Annotated in this window: 25 protein-coding genes; 19 read left to right on the forward strand and 6 right to left on the reverse strand. The window is 52.8% G+C overall.

The features are described 5' to 3' along the window. Positions 1-16 precede the first annotated feature (16 nt). The 13 genes from I2D83_RS07415 to hisP all read left to right on the forward strand — a co-directional run bounded on the left by I2D83_RS07415 (position 17) and on the right by hisP (position 12,663). The gene (locus I2D83_RS07415; protein WP_015840993.1) at positions 17-1,027 is read left to right on the forward strand and encodes an aspartate-semialdehyde dehydrogenase; all 1,011 of its coding nucleotides are present in this window, start codon (positions 17-19) and stop codon (positions 1,025-1,027) included. Further along, positions 1,027-1,878: a tRNA pseudouridine(38-40) synthase TruA gene (truA, locus tag I2D83_RS07420; protein WP_205947806.1), complete on the forward strand. Its 852-nt coding sequence runs from the start codon at positions 1,027-1,029 to the stop codon at positions 1,876-1,878. Before I2D83_RS07415 ends, truA begins: the two co-directional genes overlap by 1 nt. A 196-nt stretch (positions 1,879-2,074) precedes the next feature. Further along, the gene (locus I2D83_RS07425) at positions 2,075-2,737 is read left to right on the forward strand and encodes a DedA family protein (RefSeq protein ID WP_015840991.1); all 663 of its coding nucleotides are present in this window, start codon (positions 2,075-2,077) and stop codon (positions 2,735-2,737) included. A gap of 224 nt (positions 2,738-2,961) precedes the next feature. Then, a complete protein-coding gene (gene accD, locus I2D83_RS07430) occupies positions 2,962-3,879 on the forward strand; it encodes an acetyl-CoA carboxylase, carboxyltransferase subunit beta (RefSeq protein WP_015840990.1) in 918 nt (305 codons plus the stop codon). Between the two features lie 105 nt (positions 3,880-3,984). After that, complete coding sequence (folC, locus tag I2D83_RS07435; protein WP_205947807.1) at positions 3,985-5,253, forward strand: bifunctional tetrahydrofolate synthase/dihydrofolate synthase; 1,269 nt, start codon at positions 3,985-3,987, stop codon at positions 5,251-5,253. Beyond that, positions 5,243-6,010: a cell division protein DedD gene (gene dedD, locus I2D83_RS07440; RefSeq protein ID WP_205947808.1), complete on the forward strand. Its 768-nt coding sequence runs from the start codon at positions 5,243-5,245 to the stop codon at positions 6,008-6,010. The genes folC and dedD overlap by 11 nt, the downstream gene beginning before the upstream one ends. Before the next feature lie 318 nt (positions 6,011-6,328). After that, positions 6,329-6,829 carry a colicin V production protein gene (gene cvpA, locus I2D83_RS07445; RefSeq protein WP_015840986.1) on the forward strand — a complete coding sequence of 167 codons (501 nt, stop codon included), beginning with the start codon at positions 6,329-6,331 and terminating at the stop codon, positions 6,827-6,829. A gap of 21 nt (positions 6,830-6,850) precedes the next feature. After that, entirely contained in the window at positions 6,851-8,368 is a 1,518-nt protein-coding gene (gene purF / locus I2D83_RS07450) for an amidophosphoribosyltransferase (protein ID WP_015840985.1), read from the forward strand. A 213-nt stretch (positions 8,369-8,581) separates the two neighbouring features. After that, positions 8,582-9,154, forward strand: a complete 573-nt coding sequence (locus I2D83_RS07455) for a UbiX family flavin prenyltransferase (protein ID WP_180777637.1) — start codon at positions 8,582-8,584, stop codon at positions 9,152-9,154. Between the two features lie 414 nt (positions 9,155-9,568). Continuing rightward, positions 9,569-10,348 carry a lysine/arginine/ornithine ABC transporter substrate-binding protein gene (locus I2D83_RS07460; protein WP_205947809.1) on the forward strand — a complete coding sequence of 260 codons (780 nt, stop codon included), beginning with the start codon at positions 9,569-9,571 and terminating at the stop codon, positions 10,346-10,348. Positions 10,349-10,475: 127 nt separating this feature from the next. Then, a complete protein-coding gene (locus tag I2D83_RS07465) occupies positions 10,476-11,165 on the forward strand; it encodes a histidine ABC transporter permease HisQ (protein ID WP_180777638.1) in 690 nt (229 codons plus the stop codon). Next, complete coding sequence (locus I2D83_RS07470; protein WP_015840980.1) at positions 11,158-11,874, forward strand: ABC transporter permease; 717 nt, start codon at positions 11,158-11,160, stop codon at positions 11,872-11,874. The genes I2D83_RS07465 and I2D83_RS07470 overlap by 8 nt, the downstream gene beginning before the upstream one ends. A 15-nt stretch (positions 11,875-11,889) precedes the next feature. Beyond that, positions 11,890-12,663: a histidine ABC transporter ATP-binding protein HisP gene (gene hisP, locus I2D83_RS07475; protein ID WP_015840979.1), complete on the forward strand. Its 774-nt coding sequence runs from the start codon at positions 11,890-11,892 to the stop codon at positions 12,661-12,663. 49 nt (positions 12,664-12,712) lie between these two features. Here the strand turns inward: hisP and I2D83_RS07480 are convergent, their stop codons facing one another. From I2D83_RS07480 to yfcG, 3 genes are all read right to left on the reverse strand, one after another. Next, the gene (locus I2D83_RS07480; RefSeq protein WP_205947810.1) at positions 12,713-13,618 is read right to left on the reverse strand and encodes a TIGR01777 family oxidoreductase; all 906 of its coding nucleotides are present in this window, start codon (positions 13,616-13,618) and stop codon (positions 12,713-12,715) included. 19 nt (positions 13,619-13,637) lie between these two features. Continuing rightward, on the reverse strand, positions 13,638-14,009 hold the full coding sequence (folX, locus tag I2D83_RS07485) for a dihydroneopterin triphosphate 2'-epimerase (RefSeq protein ID WP_015840977.1): 372 nt from the start codon (positions 14,007-14,009) through the stop codon (positions 13,638-13,640). Positions 14,010-14,132: 123 nt separating this feature from the next. Further along, complete coding sequence (yfcG, locus tag I2D83_RS07490) at positions 14,133-14,759, reverse strand: GSH-dependent disulfide bond oxidoreductase (RefSeq protein WP_015840976.1); 627 nt, start codon at positions 14,757-14,759, stop codon at positions 14,133-14,135. A gap of 248 nt (positions 14,760-15,007) precedes the next feature. On the opposite strand from yfcG, the gene yfcE reads away from it, so the two are divergent. After that, on the forward strand, positions 15,008-15,559 hold the full coding sequence (yfcE, locus tag I2D83_RS07495; protein WP_181829002.1) for a phosphodiesterase: 552 nt from the start codon (positions 15,008-15,010) through the stop codon (positions 15,557-15,559). Positions 15,560-15,680: 121 nt separating this feature from the next. After that, a complete protein-coding gene (gene yfcD, locus I2D83_RS07500) occupies positions 15,681-16,331 on the forward strand; it encodes an NUDIX hydrolase YfcD (RefSeq protein ID WP_194430484.1) in 651 nt (216 codons plus the stop codon). Between the two features lie 104 nt (positions 16,332-16,435). Here yfcD and pta read toward each other — a convergent pair whose 3' ends face one another. Next, positions 16,436-18,574: a phosphate acetyltransferase gene (gene pta, locus I2D83_RS07505; protein ID WP_015840973.1), complete on the reverse strand. Its 2,139-nt coding sequence runs from the start codon at positions 18,572-18,574 to the stop codon at positions 16,436-16,438. Between the two features lie 79 nt (positions 18,575-18,653). Next, positions 18,654-19,856, reverse strand: coding sequence for an acetate kinase (ackA, locus tag I2D83_RS07510; protein ID WP_015840972.1), 1,203 nt, complete (start codon positions 19,854-19,856; stop codon positions 18,654-18,656). 457 nt (positions 19,857-20,313) lie between these two features. Here ackA and yfbV point away from each other — a divergent pair, with 457 nt between their 5' ends. From yfbV to I2D83_RS07530, 4 genes are all read left to right on the forward strand, one after another. After that, a complete protein-coding gene (gene yfbV / locus I2D83_RS07515; protein WP_010278929.1) occupies positions 20,314-20,769 on the forward strand; it encodes a terminus macrodomain insulation protein YfbV in 456 nt (151 codons plus the stop codon). Between the two features lie 165 nt (positions 20,770-20,934). Further along, positions 20,935-21,429: a YfbU family protein gene (locus I2D83_RS07520; protein WP_010295396.1), complete on the forward strand. Its 495-nt coding sequence runs from the start codon at positions 20,935-20,937 to the stop codon at positions 21,427-21,429. Between the two features lie 21 nt (positions 21,430-21,450). Beyond that, positions 21,451-22,107, forward strand: coding sequence for a sugar phosphatase (locus tag I2D83_RS07525; protein WP_205947811.1), 657 nt, complete (start codon positions 21,451-21,453; stop codon positions 22,105-22,107). Between the two features lie 176 nt (positions 22,108-22,283). Then, positions 22,284-24,116 carry an SLC13 family permease gene (locus I2D83_RS07530; protein WP_043881801.1) on the forward strand — a complete coding sequence of 611 codons (1,833 nt, stop codon included), beginning with the start codon at positions 22,284-22,286 and terminating at the stop codon, positions 24,114-24,116. A gap of 29 nt (positions 24,117-24,145) precedes the next feature. Here I2D83_RS07530 and yfbR read toward each other — a convergent pair whose 3' ends face one another. Continuing rightward, complete coding sequence (gene yfbR, locus I2D83_RS07535; RefSeq protein WP_205947812.1) at positions 24,146-24,745, reverse strand: 5'-deoxynucleotidase; 600 nt, start codon at positions 24,743-24,745, stop codon at positions 24,146-24,148. Positions 24,746-24,814: the final 69 nt, after the last annotated feature.

The raw sequence follows: 24,814 nt of genomic DNA on the forward strand, positions 1-24,814 counted from the left end.
TTTGGGAGAGAACCAAATGTCTGACGGCTGGAATATTGCTCTGCTGGGTGCCACGGGCGCAGTAGGCACGGCGTTACTGGAGTTATTGCAGGAACGCGAATTCCCGGTGGGTGAACTGTATCTGCTGGCCAGCGAACGTAGCGCGGGTGAAACCATACGTTTTAACGGCCAGTCCTGTCTGGTCACCGATGTGGCTGATTTTGACTGGTCACAGGCACAGCTGGCGTTTTTTGTCGCTGGTCAGGATGTCAGCGCCCGCTATGCAGAAGAAGCAGGGAATGCAGGCTGTCTGGTTATCGACAGCAGCGGTCTGTTTGCGCTGGAGCCGGATGTCCCGCTGGTCGTGCCCGGCGTGAATGCACATACGCTGGCAGATTACCGTAACCGTAATATTGTTGCGGTGGCCGACAGTCTGACCAGCCAACTGCTGACGGCGATTAAACCGCTGACCGATGCGGCAGGGCTTTCACGCCTGCATGTCGTCAATATGCTGGCGGTTTCCGCCCTCGGCAAAGCGGCGGTAGACGATCTGGCTGGGCAAAGTGCGCGTTTGCTGAACGGTATTCCGCCAGAAGCCGGGATTTTCCCGAAACAGCTGGCGTTCAATCTGTTGCCTTTACTACCGGATGAAGCCGGCAGCGTACGTGAAGAACGTCGTCTGGTGGATCAGGTGCGTAAAGTCTTGCAGGACGAAGGATTGCCGATTTCAGTGACCTGCATCCAGTCTCCTGTGTTCTATGGACACGCGCAGGTTGTCCATCTTGAATCGCTGCGTCCGCTGTCTGCGGAAGAAGCACGCGATGAACTGCTCAATGCTGGAAATATTGAAGTTAGTGACGAACAGGATTACCCGACGCAGGTCGGTGATGCGTCCGGCAATGGACAACTGAGCGTCGGCTGTCTGCGTAACGATTACGGGATTCCTGAACTGCTGCAATTCTGGTCGGTCGCCGATAACGCTCGCTTCGGCGGTGCGCTGATGGCGGTGGAAACAGCAGAATGTCTGGTGCGGGAGTATCTCGGGTAATGTCGGAAACCACTCAGGCGGAGGCGATTCAGGCCGACGCCGTTGCGGAAAACGAACGCGCCCCGCTGAAAATCGCGTTGGGCATTGAGTATGACGGTAGCCAGTATTATGGCTGGCAGCGCCAGAGTGATGTCGCTAGCGTGCAGGCTTGTCTTGAAAAGGCGCTGAGCAAAGTCGCGGATGAACCGATAGAAGTGTTTTGTGCCGGCCGAACCGATGCTGGGGTTCACGGTACCGGACAGGTTGTGCACTTCACCACGCAGGCGATCAGAAAAGATGCCGCCTGGACGATGGGGGTGAATGCGAATTTACCGCCAGATATCGCTGTGCGCTGGGTGAAAACGGTGGAGGAGGATTTCCATGCGCGCTTCAGCGCGACGGCACGTCGCTATCGCTATGTCATCTATAATCACCGCTATCGCCCAGCGGTGCTCTCACATGGCATGACGCACTTTTATCATCCGCTGGATGTGGAACGGATGGAGCGTGCCGGGCAGTGCCTGTTGGGGGAGAATGATTTCACCTCTTTTCGGGCGGTGCAATGCCAGTCGCGCACGCCGTGGCGCTATGTAAATCATTTAAAGGTTACACGTCACGGTGACTATATCGTGGTAGATATTAAGGCCAATGCGTTCGTTCATCATATGGTGCGCAACATTGTTGGTAGCCTGATGGAAGTCGGTTGTGGCAATCGCCCTGAGGCGTGGATTGCAGAGCTGCTGGCGGCCAAAGATCGTACGTTGGCGGCAGCGACGGCCAGAGCCGAAGGGCTGTATTTAGTGGCGGTGGATTACCCGGCGCGTTTTGCTTTGCCACAGCCCACGATGGGTCCACTCTTTTTGGCGGACTAGTGCTTATTGGTGTGAGTTGTGCGTTTTTTGTCGTATCGCACGGGGCCTGTTGACCTATGGTCATCTGACCGTGTGCGGTGCGTATTAAGGACGATGCTGTTTGGCGTGCTATACGCAAGGCAACGCGGGAATTCCGGCTGCCTTGCGTATATCGACCGCGTGCAATCGGTATACACTTTGGGGAGAAGAAGTTGTGATGGAATTTATACAGTTTATTATTGATTTTATTCTGCACATTGACGTTCATCTGGCGGAACTGGTGGCGCAATATGGTGTCTGGGTTTATGCCATTTTGTTCCTGATTTTGTTCTGTGAAACCGGGCTGGTAGTGACGCCGTTTCTGCCGGGCGATTCGCTGCTGTTTGTTGCAGGGGCGCTGGCGGCGTTACCGTCGAACGATCTGAATGTGCATACAATGGTGTTCCTGATGATTGTTGCTGCAATCACGGGTGATGCAGTGAACTACACTATTGGCCGGCTGTTCGGTGAAAAGTTGTTTAGCAACCCGAATTCGAAGATTTTTCGCCGCAGCTATCTGGATAAAACGCACGCGTTTTACGAGCGTCACGGCGGTAAGACGATAATTCTGGCGCGCTTTGTCCCGATTGTGAGAACATTTGCGCCGTTTGTCGCCGGGATGGGGCACATGAGCTATCGGCATTTTGCGGCCTATAATGTCATTGGTGCGCTGTTGTGGGTGCTGTCGTTCACCTATGCGGGCTACCTGTTTGGCGATTTGCCGGTAGTGCAGGAAAATCTGAAATTACTGATTGTCGCGATTATTTTTCTCTCTATCCTGCCGGGCGTTATTGAGATTGTCCGCCATCGTAGAGCAGCCGCGCGCGGCAATGTGAAATAAGTGAAGTATTTTAACATCCGGTTTGACCAGTTTTTTATCCACAGTCCCGGAACGTTATGGTTTAATGGGCAGCATTTATGGTCTGTTCTTGGGAACACCCTGAGTGCCGATGCCTTTGTACCGCGATTGTCGTGCGTCTCAGGCATTTTTTCATTGGCAATGTTGTCAGGGAATAACATGAACAGCGGACTGGCATTTGCCAGGTTCAAGCAGAAAGGTTATCAATGAGCTGGATTGAACGAATTCTTAACAAAAGCAACATCACACCGACCCGTAAAGCGAACATCCCTGAAGGGGTCTGGACAAAATGTGATAGCTGCGGTCAGGTTCTTTATCGTGCTGAGCTGGAGCGCAATCTGGGGGTCTGCCCGAAGTGCGATCACCATATGCGTCTTTCCGCACGTAACCGTCTACAGGCGTTTCTGGATAAAGAAAACACTGTCGAACTGGGAAGTGAACTGGAACCGAAGGATGTCCTGAAATTCCGGGATTCCAAAAAATATAAAGATCGTCTGGTTTCTGCGCAGAAACAGTCCGATGAGAAAGATGCGCTTATCGTCATGAAAGGCACGCTCTATGGCATGCCGATTGTGGCTGCATCCTTTGAGTTCTCTTTCATGGGAGGCTCAATGGCCTCTGTTGTCGGTGCACGTTTTGTGCGTGCCGTTGAGCAGGCATTGGAAGATGGCTGTCCGCTGGTGTGCTTCTCTGCCAGTGGCGGTGCGCGTATGCAGGAAGCGCTGATGTCGCTGATGCAAATGGCGAAAACCAGTGCGGCATTGGCAAAAATGCGTGAGCGCGGCTTGCCGTATATCTCCGTGCTGACTGACCCGACGATGGGCGGTGTTTCCGCAAGTCTGGCGATGCTGGGTGACCTGAATATTGCCGAGCCGAAAGCGCTGATCGGTTTTGCCGGTCCACGCGTTATCGAACAAACCGTGCGTGAAAAGCTGCCGCCGGGCTTCCAGCGTAGTGAATTCCTGATCGAGAAAGGGGCGATCGATATGATCGTTCGTCGTCCGGAAATGCGCTACAAGCTGGCCACTATTCTTGCCAAACTGACGAATCATCCAGAACCAGGCAATGATGATGTGGAAATCCGCAGCGATGCGCCGTCGGAATCATCACAGGATGACGCATAACTGACATGATGGGCTGGGCGTGTGGCACTCAACCATGTCGTTCTCGACGGGGTAATAATGCGCACGCTCTGCCCGCAATGAACCGTAAGCCAGTGAACGGGACTCATGGATACACTTCAAACACCTCAAGCCACGTCACCTTTGGTCACGTGGCTTCATTATCTTGAGCACCTGCACGCTCAGGCCATTGATTTAGGTCTGGAGCGCGTTAAGCAGGTTGCTGAACATCTCCATTTGCTACAGCCTGCCCCAACGGTTTTCACCGTCGCGGGGACGAACGGCAAAGGAACCACCTGCTGTACGCTGGAATCCATTCTGCTGGCCGCAGGGCTGCGGGTTGGCGTTTACAGTTCTCCCCATCTTGTTCGCTATACCGAACGGGTGCGTATTCAGGGCAAAGAATTGCCTGAAGCGCAACACACTCAGTCATTTGCGGATATCGAAGCAGGGCGAGGGGCGGTATCGCTCACCTATTTTGAATTCGGTACGCTGTCGGCGCTGCAACTCTTTAAGCAGGCGAACCTGGATGTCGTCATCCTGGAAGTGGGGCTTGGTGGGCGCCTGGACGCCACCAATATCGTGGATGCGGATGTCTCCGTCGTTACCAGCATAGCTATCGACCATACCGACTGGTTAGGTAATGATCGGGAAAGCATCGGTCGTGAGAAAGCCGGGATATTCCGACAGAGTAGACCTGCCGTTGTCGGCGAGCCGGATATGCCGGGAACGATTGCCGATGTTGCCGCTGAGAAAGGGGCACTGCTGCGCCGTCGTGGTCGCGACTGGGACTATTCCGTTCAGCGCGAAACGTGGAGCTGGCAGGATAAGCAGCGTGAGTTATCACGGCTGCCATTACCTAATGTCCCGTTGGCGAATGCCGCCACGGCGCTGGCTGCATTGCACTATTCTTCACTCAACGTGAGCGAAGACGCGATCCGGCAAGGGTTACAGCACGCGACATTACCGGGACGTTTTCAGACGGTGCAGGAGTCACCGCGAGTGATTCTTGATGTTGCACACAATCCCCATGCGGCGGCGTATCTGGCAAATCGGTTGGCCGCGTTGCCGACCACCGGAAAAATACGGGCCGTCGTCGGTATGCTGTCGGATAAAGATATTGCCGGTACGCTGGCCTATTTAACACCGTTGGTGGATGAGTGGTATTGCGCGCCGCTGGAAGGGCCTCGTGGTGCCACCGCGCAGCAGATTGCCGAGCACCTGACGCGCAGCCAATCGTTCCCTGATGTCGTGGCGGCCTGGCAGCAGGCGATGTCCGAGGCGGCGGAGCAGGATATCGTCATTGTATGTGGATCTTTTCATACGGTAGCGCATGTAATGGAAGCGCTGGATGAGGAGAAGGCGAATGGCGAGTAAATTTCAGAACCGCCTGGTGGGTACGGTGATTCTGGTCGCGCTGGGCGTGATCATTTTACCCGGCCTGCTGGATGGTAAGAAAAAGCACTACGAGGACGAGTTTGCGTCGATTCCGCTAATCCCTAAACCGGGTGATAGTAATGAGATGGAATCGCTGCCTGCGTTGAACCCGTCGCTGCCGAGTCAGCCACCGGAAGGGGCGGAGGCGGCGATGCAGAACAGCCCGGAAGCCGAAGCGCCTGATGCGAGATCATCGACAGCGAATTCATCGGCAGCGACAGCACCTGAAACCACGACGCAGACACCGCCATCATCCCATTCTGGCGCGAATACGCCAGCGATGACGGCACCGCCGGTTGTGGTGGAACGTCCGCCGGTTCAGACGCCGAAGCCTCAGCCAAAACCTGAGGTGAAACCGGAAGTAAAACCGAAGCCTGAGCCTAAACCGGAACCCAAACCGGAACCCAAACCGGAAGTGAAGCCTGAAACACAGCCGACGCAGCAAGCGCCCGTCGGACAGGCTTATATTGTTCAGCTCGGTGCGCTGAAAAACGCGGATAAGGTGAACGAGATTGTCGCCAAATTGCGTCTCTCTGGCTATCGTGCGTATACCGTACCGTCAACGCCGGTTTCAGGGCAAATCACCCGTATTTACGTGGGGCCGGATGCCTCGAAGCAGAAGCTGGAGTCGTCGCTGGGTGAACTGCAACAGCTCAGCGGACTCAGCGGGCAGGTGCGGGCACATTCCGTTCGTTAAGGCAGGTTAAGCGTGAAAATAACGGGGTGGATTGTCTGTTGTTTGCCGCGTAATAAGTAGAAGAAGCAGGCTGCGGGGATGAGGCTCATATGCGTGATGCTTCGCCCCGCACTCGTTTTGAGTGGCCTGTTGTTGATTTTGTTATGCCGACAGTGAATAGAATCAGGCATAGCGAGTTGCTGGTTTTTTCGCCTGATTATCTATTGATGAAATCGGCGGAAATACGCTACGCAAACGTTTTCTTTTTCTGTTAGAATGCGCCGCGAACAGGATGACGTAGCGGCTTATCGGTAGCATCGTTCATTATTAGGATCGTTCATGGTTTGGGTTGATTACGTCATTATTGGCATCATCGGTTTTTCGGCTCTGGTTAGCCTGATCCGGGGGTTTGTTCGTGAAGCGCTGTCGTTAGTAACCTGGGGATGTGCGTTTTTTGTCGCCAGCCATTACTACGCTTACCTCGCGGTCTACTTCACCCGTTTTGATGATGAGTTGGTGCGTAACGGCATTGCGATTGCCATTCTGTTTATTGCAACGCTGATTGTGGGGGCTATCGTCAACTATGCGATTAGTTCGCTGGTTGAACGTACCGGATTATCCGGCACCGATCGCGTTCTGGGCATCTGTTTTGGTGCGCTACGCGGGGTGCTGATCGTTTCCGCACTGCTATTCTTTCTGGATACTTTCACCGGTTTTTCACAAAGTGATGACTGGAAGCAGTCCCAGTTAATCCCGCAGTTCAGTTATATTATCAGGTGGTTTTTTGACTACCTGCAAAGCACGTCAAGTTTCTTGCCGCAGCATTTACCGCTGCGGTAGCGCTGATGAGGAAAAGACACCATGTGCGGTATTGTCGGTATCGCCGGTTTTACACCGGTCAACCAGTCGATTTATGACGCGTTAACGGTGTTGCAACACCGTGGGCAGGATGCAGCGGGTATTGTAACCATCGATGCCTTTAATTGTTTTCGCCTGCGTAAGGCCAATGGCCTGGTGAAAGATGTGTTTGAAGCGCGGCACATGCAACGCCTACAGGGAAACATGGGGCTTGGCCATGTGCGTTATCCAACCGCAGGCAGCTCCAGCGCCTCGGAAGCACAGCCTTTCTATGTTAACTCTCCGTTCGGTATCACGTTGGCCCACAACGGTAACCTGACTAACGCCCATGAACTGCGTAAAAAGCTGTTCGAGCAGGAGCGTCGTCACGTTAACACCACGTCTGATTCTGAAATTCTGCTGAACATTTTTGCCAGAGAGCTGGACCGTTTCCAGCATTATCCGCTGGAAGCCGATAATATTTTTGCGGCCGTTGCCGCGACGCACCAGCAAATTCGCGGTGCCTATGCCTGTGTTGGCATGATTATCGGACACGGTATGGTGGCTTTCCGCGATCCTAACGGGATTCGTCCGCTGGTGATTGGTAAGCGCGATCTGGAAGATGGTCGCAGCGAATACATGGTGGCGTCAGAAAGCGTCGCGTTGGATACGCTGGGCTTTGAATTTTTACGTGATGTGGCGCCGGGAGAAGCGATCTATATTACGGAAAAAGGGCAGCTGTTTACCCGCCAGTGTGCAGAGAATCCAAAGAGCAATCCGTGCCTGTTCGAATATGTTTACTTCGCGCGCCCGGACTCTTTCATCGATAAAATCTCGGTCTACAGTGCACGCGTTCGCATGGGCCAGAAGCTCGGTGAAAAAATTGCGCGTCAGTGGGAAGATCTCGATATAGACGTCGTGATCCCGATTCCTGAGACTTCTTGTGATATCGCGCTGGAAATCGCGCGTATCATTAACAAACCGTACCGTCAGGGATTTGTGAAAAACCGCTACGTTGGCCGTACCTTTATCATGCCGGGACAGCAGGCGCGTAAGAAATCGGTGCGCCGTAAGCTGAACGCTAACCGTGCTGAATTCCGTGACAAAAACGTGCTGCTGGTGGATGACTCCATCGTGCGTGGTACAACGTCGGAGCAGATTGTGGAGATGGCGCGTGAAGCTGGAGCCAAGCGTGTGTATCTGGCCTCTGCGGCACCGGAAATTCGCTTCCCTAACGTGTACGGCATCGACATGCCGAGCGTCAACGAGCTGATTGCTCACGGTCGCGAAGTGGACGAAATCTGTAAGATTATTGGCGCTGATGCGCTTATTTTTCAGGATCTCGACGATCTGATCGACGCTGCGCGTGAAGATAACCCGGATATCGCTCAGTTTGAATGCTCGGTGTTCAACGGGATTTACGTGACGAAGGATGTTGATCAAGGCTATCTGGATTATCTGGAAGTATTACGCAACGACGATGCCAAAGCGCTGCGTAGCCAGAATGAAGTCGAAGATCTGGAATTGCATAACGAAGGTTAACGGCTAGCTGTTCGTTAACGCTTCATCGAGGGGGAGGACGCGAAAGTGTCTTCCCTTTTTTTATATAGAAAACATCTTGTATATAGAAAACTGGGTTGTTTATAAAAACGCCGTTTCGGCGCTTCTCCTTGCTTATCGCCAATCAATACGGCAAAGTTTGCGCAGATAATTTTTCCGCGTTTTTGCTTACGCGGTCAGCCAGAGGCAGTACGAATGAAGCGACTGATTGTAGGGATTTCCGGCGCGAGCGGCGTCATTTACGGCGTCCGGCTGCTACAGATTTTACAGGCGCTGGAAGGTATCGAAACACACCTGATCATGAGTCAGGCCGCCCGGCAGACGCTGGCGTTAGAAACCGATTTTAGCCTGCGTGATGTACAGGCACTGGCCGATGTGGTGCATGACACGCGTGATATCGCGGCCAGCGTCTCTTCGGGGTCGTTTAAAACGGCGGGGATGGTGATTTTACCTTGTTCAATAAAAACCCTGTCTGGCATTGTGCACAGTTACAGCGATAACTTATTAACGCGCGCGGCCGATGTGGTGCTGAAAGAGCGTCGTCCTTTGGTGCTGGGAGTACGTGAAACGCCGCTGCATTTAGGACATTTACGGCTGATGACCACCGCCGTTGAACTCGGGGCGATAATCATGCCGCCTGTGCCTGCGTTCTATCATCGCCCAGAAAGTGTGCAGGATATTGTCGATCAGACGGTGAACCGCATTCTGGACCAGTTTGATATCGACCTGCCGAAAGATCTCTTTACCCGTTGGCAAGGTGCGTCATAGCAGGCTAGATGCTAACTCGTTCTATTTTCTTCTCTGCGGGCAGTAAAGCGTTACTGCCCTTTTTTTGTGCCTTTTTATCACATTGCACCAATTTTGATCGCAAAAGCACTTAAATGGTGCGTTTGTGTTTTTGTATTCATGGCAATGTTATCTATTCTTATTGTTATACGCCAAAAAGTTTCTCGGAAAATATTTCATAATCAAACAGTTATTCATTCGCTTTCCTATGTGTTGATCATGGGGTTTCTACAATGCCCCTGCCTTCATTGTGGCATGAAAACTGCTATGAAAAGGGTAATAGTCGGCGTTATAAAACAAATAGCACTTACATCGTTCATTTTTAAAGCAATAAATCGATATCTGTTCCGACATTGACGACACATGACATCAATCACTCATGATAAGGGTAGCAATATGAAGAAACTGATCAAAGTTTTGCCGTTGGCACTCATTCTGGTTGCGGGCAGCGCGATGGCGGAGATTCCTAAGAACATTAAAATCGGCACCGATCCTACCTATGCGCCTTTTGAATCCAAAAATGCCAGCGGTGAACTGGTTGGGTTTGATATCGATCTGGCGAAAGAGCTGTGCAAACGTATTCAGGCTAACTGTACCTTTGTGGAAAGTGACTTTGACGCGCTAATTCCTTCCCTTAAAGCTAAAAAAATTGATGCCATCATCTCTTCTCTGTCCATCACCGAAAAACGCCAGCAGGAAATTGCCTTCACTGAGAAGCTGTATGCCGCCAACGCACGTCTGATTGCGAAGAAGGGCGCGAGCATCGAGCCAACGTTGGCGTCTCTGGGCGGCAAGCGTGTCGGCGTTTTGCAGGCATCAACGCAGGAGGCATTTGCTAACGCGAACTGGCAGCCAAAAGGCGTTGAGGTTGTGGCTTACCAAAACCAGGATCTGATTTATGCAGACCTGACCGCAGGCCGTATCGATGCCGCCTTTCAGGATGAAGTCGCCGGAAGCGAAGGTTTCCTGAAGCTTGATATGGGCAAAGACTACGCGTTTGCTGGCCCAGCGGTGAAAGATGACAAATTCTTCGGTGTGGGGACGGGGATGGGTCTGCGTAAAGCGGATACCGAGCTGAAAGCTGCGCTGGATAAAGCCTTTGAAGAGATACGTAAAGACGGTACCTACGATACCTTCGCGAAAAAATACTTCGATTTTGACGTCTACGGCGGCTAATTTCTCCTAACGATTCACACTCTGTAGCGGAATCGCAGGGCCATACGACATGGGACCGTTCCTCCCGTGTCGTATTCCTGCCGATGACGCACTGTGCCATTAACCGCTATTTCAACGGATATCATTGATGCTTTATGGCTATTCCCAGCTAATTCTGGATGGTGCCATCATGACGCTGGAGCTGGCAGCGAGTTCGCTCGTGCTGGCGCTGGCTATCGGCCTGATTGGTGCATCGGCGAAGCTGTCTTCCAACCGGCTGCTGGCAGGGTGTTTTTCCTGCTATACCACGCTGATTCGTGGCATTCCTGACCTGGTGCTGATGCTGCTGATTTTCTATGGCCTGCAAATCGTCTTAAACGGCGTGACGGAGTCGATGGGGATGGCGCAGATTGACATCGACCCTTTGACCGCCGGGATTATCACGCTGGGCTTTATTTACGGCGCCTATTTCACGGAAACCTTTCGAGGTGCCTATCTTGCTGTACCGCGTGGGCAAATCGAAGCGGCTGTGGCATTCGGTTTTTCTCCTATGAAGGTGTTCCGCCGTATTCTGTTTCCTTCCATGATGCGCTTTGCGCTGCCTGGCATTGGCAATAACTGGCAGGTGATCCTGAAAGCTACGGCGCTGGTGTCACTGCTTGGCCTGAATGATGTGATTAAGGCGACGCAACTGGCTGGAAAGGGCGCACATGAACCATTTTATTTTGCGCTGGTCGCTGGGGCGATGTACCTGATTTTTACCACCATTTCTAACGGCGTGTTGTGGTGGCTGGAAAGGCACTATTCGCAGGGAGTCAAGAAAGTAAACTATGAGTGAGATCCTGCAACAATATTGGCAGCCGCTCCTGTGGAGCGATGGTTACCGACTGACCGGGCTGGCGATGACGCTCTGGCTGCTCATTTCTTCGGTGGTCATCGGTGGACTGATGGCGCTGCCGCTGGCGATTGCCCGCGTGTCGCCGCGACGTCGGTTCAGCTTTCCTGTGTGGTTATTTACTTACGTGTTCCGCGGTACGCCGCTCTATGTGCAGCTTCTGGTGTTCTATTCCGGCGTGTATAGTCTGGAGATTGTGCGCGGCACCGATCTACTGAATGCCTTTTTTCGCAGCGGGCTAAACTGTGCCATCTTGGCGCTGGCGCTCAATACCTGTGCCTATACGACAGAGATTTTTGCCGGTGCCATCCGCGCGGTGCCGCATGGGGAAATTGAAGCGGCCAGAGCATACGGATTCTCCCGTTTTAAGCAGTATCGCTGCATTATTTTGCCGGGAGCGCTGCGTATTGCGCTGCCTGCCTACAGCAACGAAGTGATTCTGATGCTGCATTCGACGGCGCTGGCCTTCACCGTAACCGTACCGGATATTCTGAAGATTGCCCGAGATATCAACGCCGCAACCTACCAACCGTTTTATGCATTTGGTATTGCTGCGGTCATCTATCTGGCGATTTCATTTGTGTTAATCGGGCTGTTTAGAAGGGCGGAACGGCGCTGGTTACGTCATCTTTATACCCGTTCATCTCATTAAGCGCAGGAAAAAAGCATGTCGAATAACAAACTGATGGTGACGGAACTGCGTAAACGCTATGGCCAGCATGAGGTGCTTAAAGGGATCTCATTACAGGCGAAAGCGGGTGACGTTATTTCAATTATTGGCTCGTCAGGTTCGGGAAAAAGCACCTTACTGCGCTGTATTAATTTTCTGGAAAAACCCTGTGAAGGGGCGATTTACGTCAGCGATCAGGAAATTCGCATGGTGCGTGATACTGATGGACAGCTGAAGGTGTTTGATAAAAAACAGCTTCAAATGCTGCGCACACGCCTGACGATGGTGTTTCAGCATTTCAACCTGTGGAGCTTCATGACCGCGTTGGAAAACGTGATGGAAGCGCCGATTCAGGTATTAGGGCTCAGCAAAGCGGAAGCGCGCGAGCGGGCGGTGTTCTATCTGAACAAGGTCGGGATCACCGATTCTGCCCAGCAGAAATACCCGTCTGATCTCTCTGGTGGTCAGCAGCAGCGCGTGTCGATTGCGCGAGCGTTGGCGATGGAGCCGGAAGTGCTGCTGTTTGATGAGCCGACATCGGCACTCGATCCTGAACTGGTCGGCGAGGTATTACGTATCATGCAGCAGCTTGCTGAGGAAGGGAAAACGATGGTGGTGGTGACGCATGAAATGGAATTTGCCCGCCATGTCTCCAGCCACGTTATCTTTTTACATCAGGGCGTAATTGAAGAAGAAGGCCCACCGGATCAGCTTTTCGGGAGCCCGAAAAGTGCGCGTTTGCAGCAGTTTTTGTCTGGAGCATTGAAGTAGGTTTTGGGGCTGATGGTGATCAGCCCCATACGTTTCTCTCAGCACTGAGTCAGCTCGGTTTCTTGATGACGTCCTGTAGGGCTTCTTCTAACTCGAAGAAACGGAAACCAAAGCCTGCGGCTTCTAACCGCTGTGGGATGGCGCGTTGTCCGCCCAAGACCAGCGTCGAGGCTTCTCCCATCAGCAATTTGATCGCAAAAGCGGGCGCTCGCAGAAAACCGGGGCGATCCAGGACGTGTGCCAGCGTGGCGGAAAACTGCTCATTATGAACCGGATAAGGCGCAACCATATTGAAAGGGCCGCTCAATATCGGTTGGTCTAGCAAGTAAATGATACCGTTAACCATGTCATCAATATGAATCCACGGCATATATTGCTTGCCAGAGCCCATCGGGCCGCCAAGCCCGAACCGGAAAATCGGCAGCATTTTTGCCAGCGCGCCGCCCTGTGCTGAAAGCACGATGCCGGTGCGCAGCAGGCAGACTCGGGTTTGATCGCTTTCGGCGGACTGAGCCAGCGCTTCCCAGCGAGCGCACAGGTGATGGGTGAATTCATCAACCGGAGATTCATCTTCCGTAACCAGCGCTTCTCCTTGATCGCCATAATACCCGACAGCAGAACCAGAGATAAAAACGGCAGGTGGTTCACTGCTGGCTTTTATCAGCGTGGCGAGTTGTTCGGTGATGTTCCAGCGGCTCTTTGCCAGCAGCTGTTTTTGCTGTGGCGTCCAACGCTTGTCGGCGATAGGCTCGCCTGCCAGATTGATGACGCCATCAAAGTCGTTCAGTGAGGTGATATTATTCAGCGTTGACCAATATTCCACCTGATTGCCGAGAACGCCGCGGGCGCGTTCAGGATCGCGTGTCAGTACCGTAATGTGATGGGAAAGCAGCTGTAATCGTTGGATAAGATGGCGGCCAATAAGGCCGGTTCCGCCTGTTATGAGTAGTTGCATTGCCCCCCTCTCCCTATCTTTATGCCTTGTGATAACGCAGGGTCATAGAAACCGAATCGGCGTATCGCAGGGCAAACGGTTTATCTACTTCTACTTCAGCATAGGTGATCCATTCGTGCTCGCTGGCGATGTTGAGCACATCCTGTGTTAATTTTTCCAGCAAAGCGAAGCGGTTATCTTCTACGTGGCGAATAATGCTTTTGGTGATGGTGCGGTAGTTCAGCGCATCGGCGATATTCTCGCTATTGCGCGCCTGCTCTGCTGGGTAGTGAATCACAACGTTGATGATCACATCCTGCTTATTCGTAATTTCCTCTTCTTTGATACCGATGAAGGTACGCAAACGCAGATTTTTTATACGAATAACGGCGTCAGAATAGTGATGTGGCATTGCTCGGCCCTCGGTTGCTTCTGTGACTGCGATAACACCGCAGCGTCAGGGTATCGTTAACGACAATATGTTGATTACCATAGCAGAAGATACCCAAAGGCCGAATGAGATGATGCCAGAATTTTATTGATCGGCGAGCTGATAGGCCCGCTGCGTTGCCGGACGTTCGCTAATGCGCGTATACCACGCTTTTACCGCTGGATAATCATCAAGATCGACACGCTGGCGGGCATAAGAAACCACCCACGGGTAGGTTGCGATATCGGCGATGCTGTACTGCTCTCCCGCTAACCACGGATTGTCCTGCAGGTGTTTATCCAGCACGCGATACAGGCGCTGTGTCTCCTGCTGATAACGTTCAATGGCGTAAGGCACTGGCTGAGGCGCATAGTGGTTAAAATGGTGATTTTGTCCCAGCATGGGGCCGAAACCGGCGACCTGCCAGAACAACCACTGTAGCGTGGCCGTGCGTTCACGTAGTGATGAGCTCAATAGTACGCCGTGTTTTTCCGCCAGATAGAGCAAGATCGCGCCAGATTCAAACAGGCTGATAGGGGCGTTGCCTTCCGCTGGCTGCGTATCGACAATCGCGGGAATTTTGTTGTTAGGCGAAATAGCCAGAAACTCCGGCCTGAACTGTTCGCCTTTGCTGATATTCACGCGGTGGAGCTGGTAGGGGATATTCGCTTCTTCCAGAAACAGAGTGATTTTGTGTCCGTTAGGGGTTGGTGCGTAATACAGGTCAATCATGAATCAAGTCTCCGTTTTAATTCAGAAAAACATCATGGACTGTATGGCAGTTGATCGCTTCAGAGAGCGATGCGCTGTCAGAATAGCGTATTGGGGAACGGGTTCTTACCCTACCACTTCTACGGGTGAAAAATAAGCGATGGCGCACATCGTTGGGCGATCTTTACCGGAAGCGGTTGGTCAACTTTGGTAGACTACTTCAGGTGAAAGGTACGCGTCTTGTGGATATAAACGTTGTGGAGATGACGATGAAGTTGATGTTTGCGTCCGATATACACGGTTCTCTCAGCGCGACGGATCGCGTGCTGGCGATCTTTGAGCAGAGCCGTGCCGACTGGCTTATTTTGTTGGGTGATTTTCTCAATCATGGTCCGCGCAATCCGCTGCCGGAGCAATATCAGCCTGCGGAAGTGGCGACTCGGCTGAACGCCTATGCATCGCGCATCATCGCCGTACGCGGGAATTGCGATAGCGAGGTGGATCAGATGTTATTGACCTTCCCGATAACGGCACCGTGGCAACATGTGCTATTGCCGCAGAATCGTCTTTTCCTGACGCACGGTCATCTTTATCATCCAGATAATCTGCCGCCGTTACGCGTGGGGGATGTGTTGGTATATGGGCATACCCATATACCGGTTGCTGAGCGACGCGGAGAATATTATTTCTTCAATCCCGGCTCAGTAAGCTTGCCGAAAGGGGGATTCCCCGCGAGTTACGGCTTGCTTGAACAAGACACGCTGCGGGTTCTGCCATTACACGGCGGCGATCCTATTGCGCAGGTCGCGATTAGACACTAATTTAGCTATACCCTGTTTTTGACCTTGAATAATGCCGAGGTAGCAGGGAAGATTTACAGCAAAATCGATCATTTAAAACAGACGCGCGTAGCAACGTGCCAATACTAAAGGGTTTCAGAGGATGGCGGAACAAAGTCAGGCAGCAGGCACAGAGTGGGTTGATATCGTCAATGAAAACAACGAGGTAATTGCTCAGTCAAGTCGTCAGCAGATGCGTGCGCAGAGTCTTCGCCATCGTGCTACTTACATTGTTGTGCATGATGGAATGGGTAAAATTCTGGTGCAGCGCCGGACCAAGATCAAAGACTTCTACCCAGGCTGGCTTGATGCGACCGCAGGTGGTGTGGTGCAAAGTGGTGAGCAAATGCTGGAATCCGCACGTCGTGAAGCGGAAGAAGAACTTGGTATTGCTGGCGTGCCGTTCGCAGAACATGGCTTGTTCTATTATGAAGGCGAAAATTGCCGGGTGTGGGGCGGGCTGTTTAGCTGCGTCACCCACGGGCCGTTCGCGTTACAGGAAGAAGAAGTGGATGAGGTTAGCTGGTTGACGCCGCAAGAGATCACCGCGCGCTGCGATGAGTTTACGCCGGATTCCCTCAAAGCCCTGTCGCTGTGGCTGACGCGCTATAGCGATCAGGAATACGGCAAGCCGATTTCACGCAAACTGAATGAGGTGGTAGAAGCTGCTGAGACATCTGCTGTTCAGCATGACAATGTTGATGATGAGAACGGCAGCAACATTGCTCCATCGGAAACGGATTCGCAGAAATAATCCGCGCCTGCCTCGCCGCGACTTTCTCTTCGCGGCGTCTTTACCTGCTCTTCCAAATAAAAATGCCAGCCCGAAGGCTGGCATTTACGTCATCATGAAGATGATTAGAGCTGTGTAGCCTGAATGGCGGTCAGAGCGACGGTGTAAACGATGTCGTCTACCAGTGCGCCACGAGACAGGTCGTTAACCGGTTTGCGCATGCCTTGCAGCATTGGCCCGATGGAGATCAGGTCGGCAGAACGCTGTACCGCTTTGTACGTGGTGTTACCGGTGTTCAGGTCAGGGAAGATGAACACGGTAGCTTTACCCGCAACTGGTGAGTTCGGCGCTTTGGACTGTGCAACGTCAGCCATGATAGCGGCGTCGTATTGCAGTGGACCATCGATAACCAGATCAGGGCGTTTTTCCTGTGCCAGACGGGTTGCTTCACGCACTTTCTCAACATCGCTACCCGCGCCGGAGTTACCGGTGGAGTAAGAGATCATTGCAACGCGTGGGTCGATGCCGAATGCAGTGGCGGAATCAGCAGACTGGATAGCGATTTCAGCCAGTTGCTCTGCGGTTGGATCTGGGTTGATGGCGCAGTCGCCGTAAACCAGAACCTGCTCAGGCAGCAGCATGAAGAACACAGAAGACACCAGAGAGCTGCCCGGTGCAGTTTTGATCAGCTGCAACGGTGGACGGATGGTGTTAGCAGTGGTGTGAACGGCGCCAGACACCAGACCGTCAACTTCACCTTGTTCCAGCATCAGCGTACCCAGAACCACGTTGTCTTCGAGCTGTTCGCGCGCAACTACTTCGGTCATGCCCTTGCTCTTACGCAGTTCAACCAGACGCGCAACATAGCGCTCACGTACGACAATCGGATCGACGATTTCAATGCCTTTGCCCAGTTCTACGCCCTGAGCGGCAGCAACGCGTTGAATCTCTTCCGGGTTACCGATCAGCACACAGTGAGCGATACCGCGTTCAGCACAGATAGCGGCGGCTTTAACGGTACGCGGCTCATCACCCTCTGGCAGAACGATGCGTTTGCCTGCTTTACGTGCCAGTTCGGTAAGCTGATAGCGGAAAGCTGGCGGAGACAGACGACGTGAACGCTCAGACTCTGCGCTCAGAGAATCGATCCACTGGGTATCGATGTGGCGTGCAACGTATTCCTGCACTTTCTCAACACGTTGACGGTCATCAGCTGGTACTTCAAGGTTGAAGCTTTGCAGGCTGAGTGACGTCTGCCAGGTATTGGTGTTGACCATAAATACAGGCAGACCAGTCTGGAAGGCGCGCTCGCACAGCTTGGCGATGCTCGGATCCATTTCGTAGCCGCCAGTCAGCAGCAGGGCACCGATTTCCACACCGTTCATGGCAGCCAGACAGGCGGCAACCAGAACATCAGGACGATCGGCGGAGGTCACCAGCAGTGAACCCGGACGGAAATGCTCCAGCATATGAGGAATGCTGCGTGCGCAGAACGTGACAGACTTAACGCGACGCGTTTGAATGTCACCTTCGTTGATGATACGCGCATTCAGGTGCTTCGCCATATCGATCGCGCGTGTTGCGATCAGGTCAAAGCTCCATGGAATGCAGCCCAGCACCGGTAGCGGGCTGTTAGCGAACAGCTGCTTAGGATCGATGTTGGCAACGCTGGCTTTCGTGGAGTCATCAAAGATTTCAGACAGGTCAGGGCGAGTACGACCCTGCTCATCTACTGGCGCATTCAGTTTGTTGATGATTACGCCAGTGATGTTTTTGTTTTTGCTGCCGCCGAAGCTGGAACGAGCCAGTTCGATGCGGTCTTTCAGCTGTGCTGGAGAGTCGTTACCCAGCGCCAGTACGAAGACGATTTCTGCGTTCAGCGTTTTGGCGATTTCATAGTTCAATGCGTTAGCAAACTGGTGCTTACGGGTAGGAACCAGACCTTCAACCAGAACGACTTCGGCGTCTTTGGTATTTTCGTGATAGCGCGCGATGATTTCTTCCATCAGCACGTCTTGCTGGTTGGAACTCAGCAGGGCTTCAACGCGGCTCATCGCCAGCGGCTCTGCGGCGTTGATAGCGGAATTCGCACGAATAATGGTGGTCGTCTGATCTGGCGTATTGTCGCCACTGCGCGGCTGAGCGATAGGTTTGAACACGCTCAGGCGGACGCCTTTCTGTTCCATGGAACGGATGACACCCAGGCTGACGCTTGTCAGACCGACGCTGGTGCCAGTTGGGATCAACATGATTATACGGGACACGGCTGAACCTCTTTACGGTTGCTCGTTAGTCAAAAACAACACCGTCAGCCTTGGCTGACGGTGTTGGGAGTTACGTGTTTTACGCAGTCAGACGGTAAGCGTCTTCAGCGATGACCAATTCTTCATTGGTCGGGATAACCAGCGCTGGACGGGTGCCATCTTTAGCGATGTTGCCACCTTTACCGAAGCGTGCTGCCAGGTTGCGTTCGTGATCGACGTCAAAGCCCAGCAGACCCAGTTTTTTCAGCGACAGTTCACGAACCATTGCGGCGTTTTCACCGATACCACCGGTAAAGATCACGGCATCCAGACGACCTTCCATCAGGGCGCTGTAAGAACCGATGTACTTAGCCAGACGGTGGCAGTAAACGTCCATTGCACGTTTCGCGTCTGCTTTCGTCTCGTAGTTATCTTCAACGTAGCGGCAGTCGCTGGTGACTTCTGTCAGACCTTGCAGGCCGGATTCTTTAGTCAGCAATTTGTTGATGCTGGCTACGTCCATGCCCAGTGCGTCGTGCAGGTGGAAAATCACAGCCGGGTCGATATCGCCACAGCGCGTACCCATCACCAGACCTTCCAGCGGCGTCAGACCCATAGAGGTATCAACGCATTCGCCGTTGCGGATTGCCGTAACGGAACCACCGTTGCCCAGGTGACAAGTGATGACGTTCAGCTCTTCTACAGGTTTGTTCAGCACTTTAGCGGCTTCGCGAGAGACGAAGTAGTGGCTGGTGCCGTGGAAACCGTAGCGACGGATGTGGTTTTCTTTATACAGTTTGTACGGCAGTGCATAAAGGTAAGACTCTTCCGGCATGGTCTGATGGAATGCGGTGTCGAAGACAGCGACGTTTTTATCAGCCAGATGTGGGAAGGATTTCAGTGCTTCTTCGATACCGATCAAGTGCGCCGGGTTGTGCAGAGGTGCAAAAGGTACGGAATCTTTGATACCCTGAAGAACATCATCAGTGATGATCGCGGATTGGGTGAACTTCTCACCGCCGTGAACGATACGGTGACCGATAGCAACCAGTTGAGCAGACAGCTCTGGCTTCTGAGACAGAATGGTATTAACGATGAAGTTCAGCGCTTCGCTGTGAGCTGCACCGGCACCCAGTTCGGCGTCGTGTTTACCGCCGTCCATTTTCCATTTGATGCGGGCTTCAGGCAGGTTGAAACACTCGGCTAAACCAGACAGGTACTCTTCTCCGTTAATCGCATCGATGATGGCGAATTTCAGGGATGAACTACCGCAGTTAAGAACCAGTACTAACTTACTCGACATGGAAGTACCTACTTGTTATACATGGTTAAAAAAATGTCATACAGGGCATAGCGTATCGCATGCCGCCGCTGGCATTTATGATTAACATCATACCTTGGTGTGATACACCAGACACAATGGTGAAATAGGGTCGATACTATGACGTATGTTATATCGGGTAATCGTTACAACAATTAATCGCTATAACTCATCTTTACAACAACGTGACATCGACCTGATGTAAACCGCAGCTTTTAAAGCGATGAATAACCGCGTTATGGCCGTTGGCTGCGCTTGTGTCGCAAGGGAATTATACTCCTTGCGTGTAGTCATACTACTTTAGGTATACAGCGGCCAAAAGGCCGGTCTAGGATACCGATAGCGTAGAGTAAACACAAAATATATTTTAACCTTATCAACTTGAGTTGTTGATTTGTGCAAAAGTTTTATTTTTTATCTGTAAAGTTGAGGTGTGGCTATGGCGACGAAACCAGACAGTAGAATCAGTTGGCTACAGCTACTCCAACGTGGGCAGCATTACATGAAAACGTGGCCAGCAGAAAAGCAGCTGGCGCCAGTCTTTCCTGAAAACCGTGTAGCACGAGCGACACGGTTTGGCATCCGCATCATGCCGCCGCTGGCGGTGTTTACCTTAACGTGGCAGATTGCGCTCGGCGGCCAGCTCGGCCCGGCCATTGCCACCGCGCTGTTTGCCTGTAGCCTGCCGTTGCAAGGCCTTTGGTGGCTTGGCCGCCGTTCCGTGACGCCTTTACCGCCGACGCTGGCACAGTGGTTCCATGAGATTCGTCATAAGCTGCTAGAGTCAGGTCAGGCATTGGCCCCATTGGAAGAAGCGCCGACTTACCAATCATTGGCAGATGTGCTGAAGCGGGCATTTAGCCAGCTTGATAAAACCTTCCTTGATGATTTGTGATCGGCGTCAGGCTGTGTGAGGGTTGATAGCTATTTTGTTCTTTCCCCTGTTTCAAATCAAAGAAGCGGTGGCTACCGCTATCGTGACACGATTCAGTATGCGATTCTGCGGTTAATACCTATTTAGCGACATTGGCTTACACCAAAGAGGGTTCAGGAGAGCAACATGGAAATGACGAATGCCCAGAGATTGATCCTTTCAAACCAATACAAAATGATGACGATGCTCGATCCTGACAACGCCGAGCGCTATCGCCGGTTACAAACGATCATTGAGCGTGGTTATGGTTTGCAGATGCGCGAGCTGGATCGTGAATTTGGTGAACTGACCGAAGAAGTCTGCCGCACCATTATTAACATCATGGAAATGCACCACGCTCTTCAGGTGTCGTGGACCAATCTGAAAGATAAGCAGGATTTGGATGAACGACGTCTGACCTTTCTGGGCTTTGATGCCGCAACGGAAGCGCGCTACCTTGGTTTTGTACGCTTTATGGTACATGTCGAAGGTCGCTATCCCCACTTTGATGCAGGCACGCATGGGTTTAACGCGCAGACGAAGATGTGGGAAAAATACAACAGAATGCTGGCTGTCTGGCAATCCTGCCCGCGCCAGTATCACTTGAGTGCGGTGGAGATCGCACAGATCATCAACGCCTGATTAATGAATAAGGGGCTTTCTGTGGAGTGTAAAGGTTTTCTGTTCGACCTCGATGGTACGCTGGTCGATTCACTGCCGGCTGTAGAACGTGCGTGGATTAACTGGGCAAAAGATCACGGTATTGAACCACAGGAAGTGCTGGATTTTATTCATGGCAAGCAGGCAATCACGTCCCTGCGCCACTTTCTTCAAGGGCAGAGCGAAGAAACGATTCAACAGGAGTTCGATGCGCTGGAGAAAACCGAGGCCTCTGATACGCAGGGTATCGTAGCTATGCCAGGGGCGAAGGCGCTGTTGGAGCGTTTGGATGCACTGGATATTCCCTGGGCGATTGTGACGTCCGGCACGGTGCCGATTGCCAGCGCACGTCATCATCGCGGAGAGCTACCTGCTCCTCGTGCCTTTATTACGGCGGAGCAGGTTGCCAAAGGTAAGCCTCACCCCGATGCCTACTTACTTGGCGCACAGCAGCTAGGGCTGAAACCGGAAGAGTGTGTTGTCGTTGAAGATGCTCCAGCGGGCGTGGTGTCGGGGCTGGCCGCGGGCTGTAAAGTCATTGCGGTGAAGGCGCCAGCGGATACGCCAAAGCTGGATCAGGTCGATCTGATCCTTGATTCGTTGGAGCAGATAGAAATAGAACCCTTACCGAACGGTGCTAAGGTGCTTCTGCGCCAGTAGGCGTCTGTAACATAATGACAAAACTGTGACTAAATATGATCAAACCTCGCATCCGCGAGGTTTTTTTATGGCAGACTATACCCGTTATACTTCAAGCTGCCTGTGCGTTGGCTCCCCTTTTCAGGGTATGCGAACCCACACCTCTCAACATGCATTTTTCCGTCAGGGGAACCGTTTTGAATAGCGAACTTCTCTGGGTTTTATCCCTGTTGCTGATCGCCATTGTGTTGTTTACCACCAATAAATTACGCATGGACGTCGTAGCGCTGTTGGTCATCATCGCGTTTGTTCTGAGCGGCACGCTGACGCTATCTGAAGCGCTGGTCGGGTTCAGCGATCCGAATGTGATATTGATTGCTGCCCTGTTTGTGATTGGTGAGGGGTTGGTTCGTACCGGTGTGGCTTATCAGGTCGGTGATTGGCTGGTTCGTGTGGCGGGCAGCGGTGAGATGAAAATGCTGATCTTACTGATGGTCACCGTTGCGCTGCTAGGTGCTTTCATGAGTTCTACTGGCGTTGTCGCGATTTTTATTCCCGTGGTGCTGAGCGTTTCCGCACGGATGAAGATTTCCCCCGGGAGGCTAATGATGCCGCTGAGTTTCGCCGGGTTGATTAGCGGCATGATGACGCTGGTGGCGACGCCGCCGAATATGGTGGTGAGCAGTGAACTGATGCGCGAAGGGGTGGCAGGTTTTGGGTTCTTTAGCGTGACGCCGATAGGGATAGTGGTATTGCTGCTGGGCGTGGCGTATATGATGGTGGCGCGCTACTGGCTTGGCGGCGCTGAGACAGCGACAGCAAAAGAGATGTGGAAGAGAAGAACGTTCCGCGATCTGATTCGTGATTATCGGCTGACGGGCAGGGCGCGCCGGCTGGCGATTCGTCCGGGATCGCCTTTTATCGGCCACCGTCTGGATGATTTACGCCTGCGTCAGCGCTTCGGGGCGAACGTGGTGGGGATTGAACGCTGGCGTAAGTTTCGCCGCGTGATGATCAGCGTAGCGGGCAATACCGAACTTCGCCTGAACGATGTTCTGCTGATCGACATGTCTGCATCGGAAGTGGATTTACGTGAATTTTGTACCGCGCAACGGCTTGAACCCATGGTGCTGCGCGGTGAATATTTTTCTGAGCAGGCGCGTGATGTGGGGATGGCGGAAGTCTCGTTGATCCCTGATTCCGAACTGTTGGGGAAAACGCTGTACGATGTCGGCTTCCGAAGCCGCTATGGTCTAAGTGTTGTGGGGATCCGCCGGGCAGGTGAAGCGATGGAAGGTATCCTCGCCGATGAACCGCTCCAGCTCGGCGATATTCTGCTGGTGATGGGCGACTGGCGCATGATCCGGCAGTTACACACGCAGAAAAACGACTTCCTTTTGCTTAATCTTCCCGCCGAGGTTGATGACGTCGCACCCGCGGTGAGTCAGGCTCCACATGCGCTGTTTTGTCTGGCGTTGATGGTGGCGATGATGTTGACGGATGAAATACCGAATGCGGTTGCCGCGTTGATCGCCTGTTTGCTGATGGGTAAATTCCGCTGTATTGACATGGAAAGCGCCTACCGGGCGATTCACTGGCCGAGCATTATTCTTATCGTCGGGATGATGCCGTTTGCGCTGGCGTTGCAGCAAACCGGCGGTGTTACGCTGATCGTCAAAGGGCTGATGGATGTTGCCGGGGACGCAGGGCCGCATGTGATGCTAGTATGTTTGTTTGTGCTGTGTGCCGTCATTGGCCTGTTTATTTCCAACACGGCGACGGCGGTGTTGATGGCGCCCATTGCGATCGCCGCAGCGAAGCAGATGGGCGTGTCACCGTATCCCTTTGCGATGATCATCGCGATTGCGGCATCCGCCGCGTTTATGACACCGGTCTCGTCACCGGTGAATACGCTGGTACTGGGGCCGGGCGGTTATAAATTCGGGGACTTTGTACGCGTTGGCGTCCCCTTTACCGTTCTGGTGATGCTGGTCAGCGTGGTAATGGTGCCATGGCTGTATCCGTTCTGACGACCTCTGACCGTTATAGCGGATGCGCGTTATAACGGAGAGTCTTGGCTGATTTCGTCGAGCGACAGGCTAAAGCTGGGAACGAAGACCGTCATGAAATAGTCCATTTCCGGGCTGTGGCGCAGCTGCAATGTTTTTTCCAACCGCGCTTTGGCCAGCGTGAACTCTGCATTTCCTGCGGATAATTCTTCCAGACACTTCAGGTAGGCGCATAGCGCGTCGGCCTGCTTAACGATGGCGCGTTCTTCTTCACTGGTGTAGCTGTCGTCCAGCAGCATCCGATAATCCTGCTGGAGTTCTTCCGGTAACATCTCAACCAGTTTCTGCTGCGCAATCTTCTCTATTTTCTTGTACTCATGCGCGATCTGCGCGTTGTAGTACTTGATTGGCGTCGGCATGTCGCCGGTCAGCACCTCGCTGGCATCGTGATACATCGCCAGAAGTGCGATGCGTTCTGCGTTCAGGTTACCCTCGAATTTTCGGTTTTTGATGACCGCCAGCGCGTGCGCGGCAAACGCAACCTGAAGGCTGTGCTCGGAGACGTTTTCCGTGCGCACATTACGCATGAGCGGCCAGCGGCTGATGAGTTTTAGACGAGATAAGTGGGCGAAAAAGTGGCTCTGATTCATGGCGATCTCTCAGACAACAGCACGGTGAAATAGCGATATCGTGGGCGTCTATTGTGAGGACTTGCCGGA

Source organism: Pectobacterium aroidearum (assembly GCF_015689195.1).
GTDB lineage: Bacteria > Pseudomonadota > Gammaproteobacteria > Enterobacterales > Enterobacteriaceae > Pectobacterium > Pectobacterium aroidearum.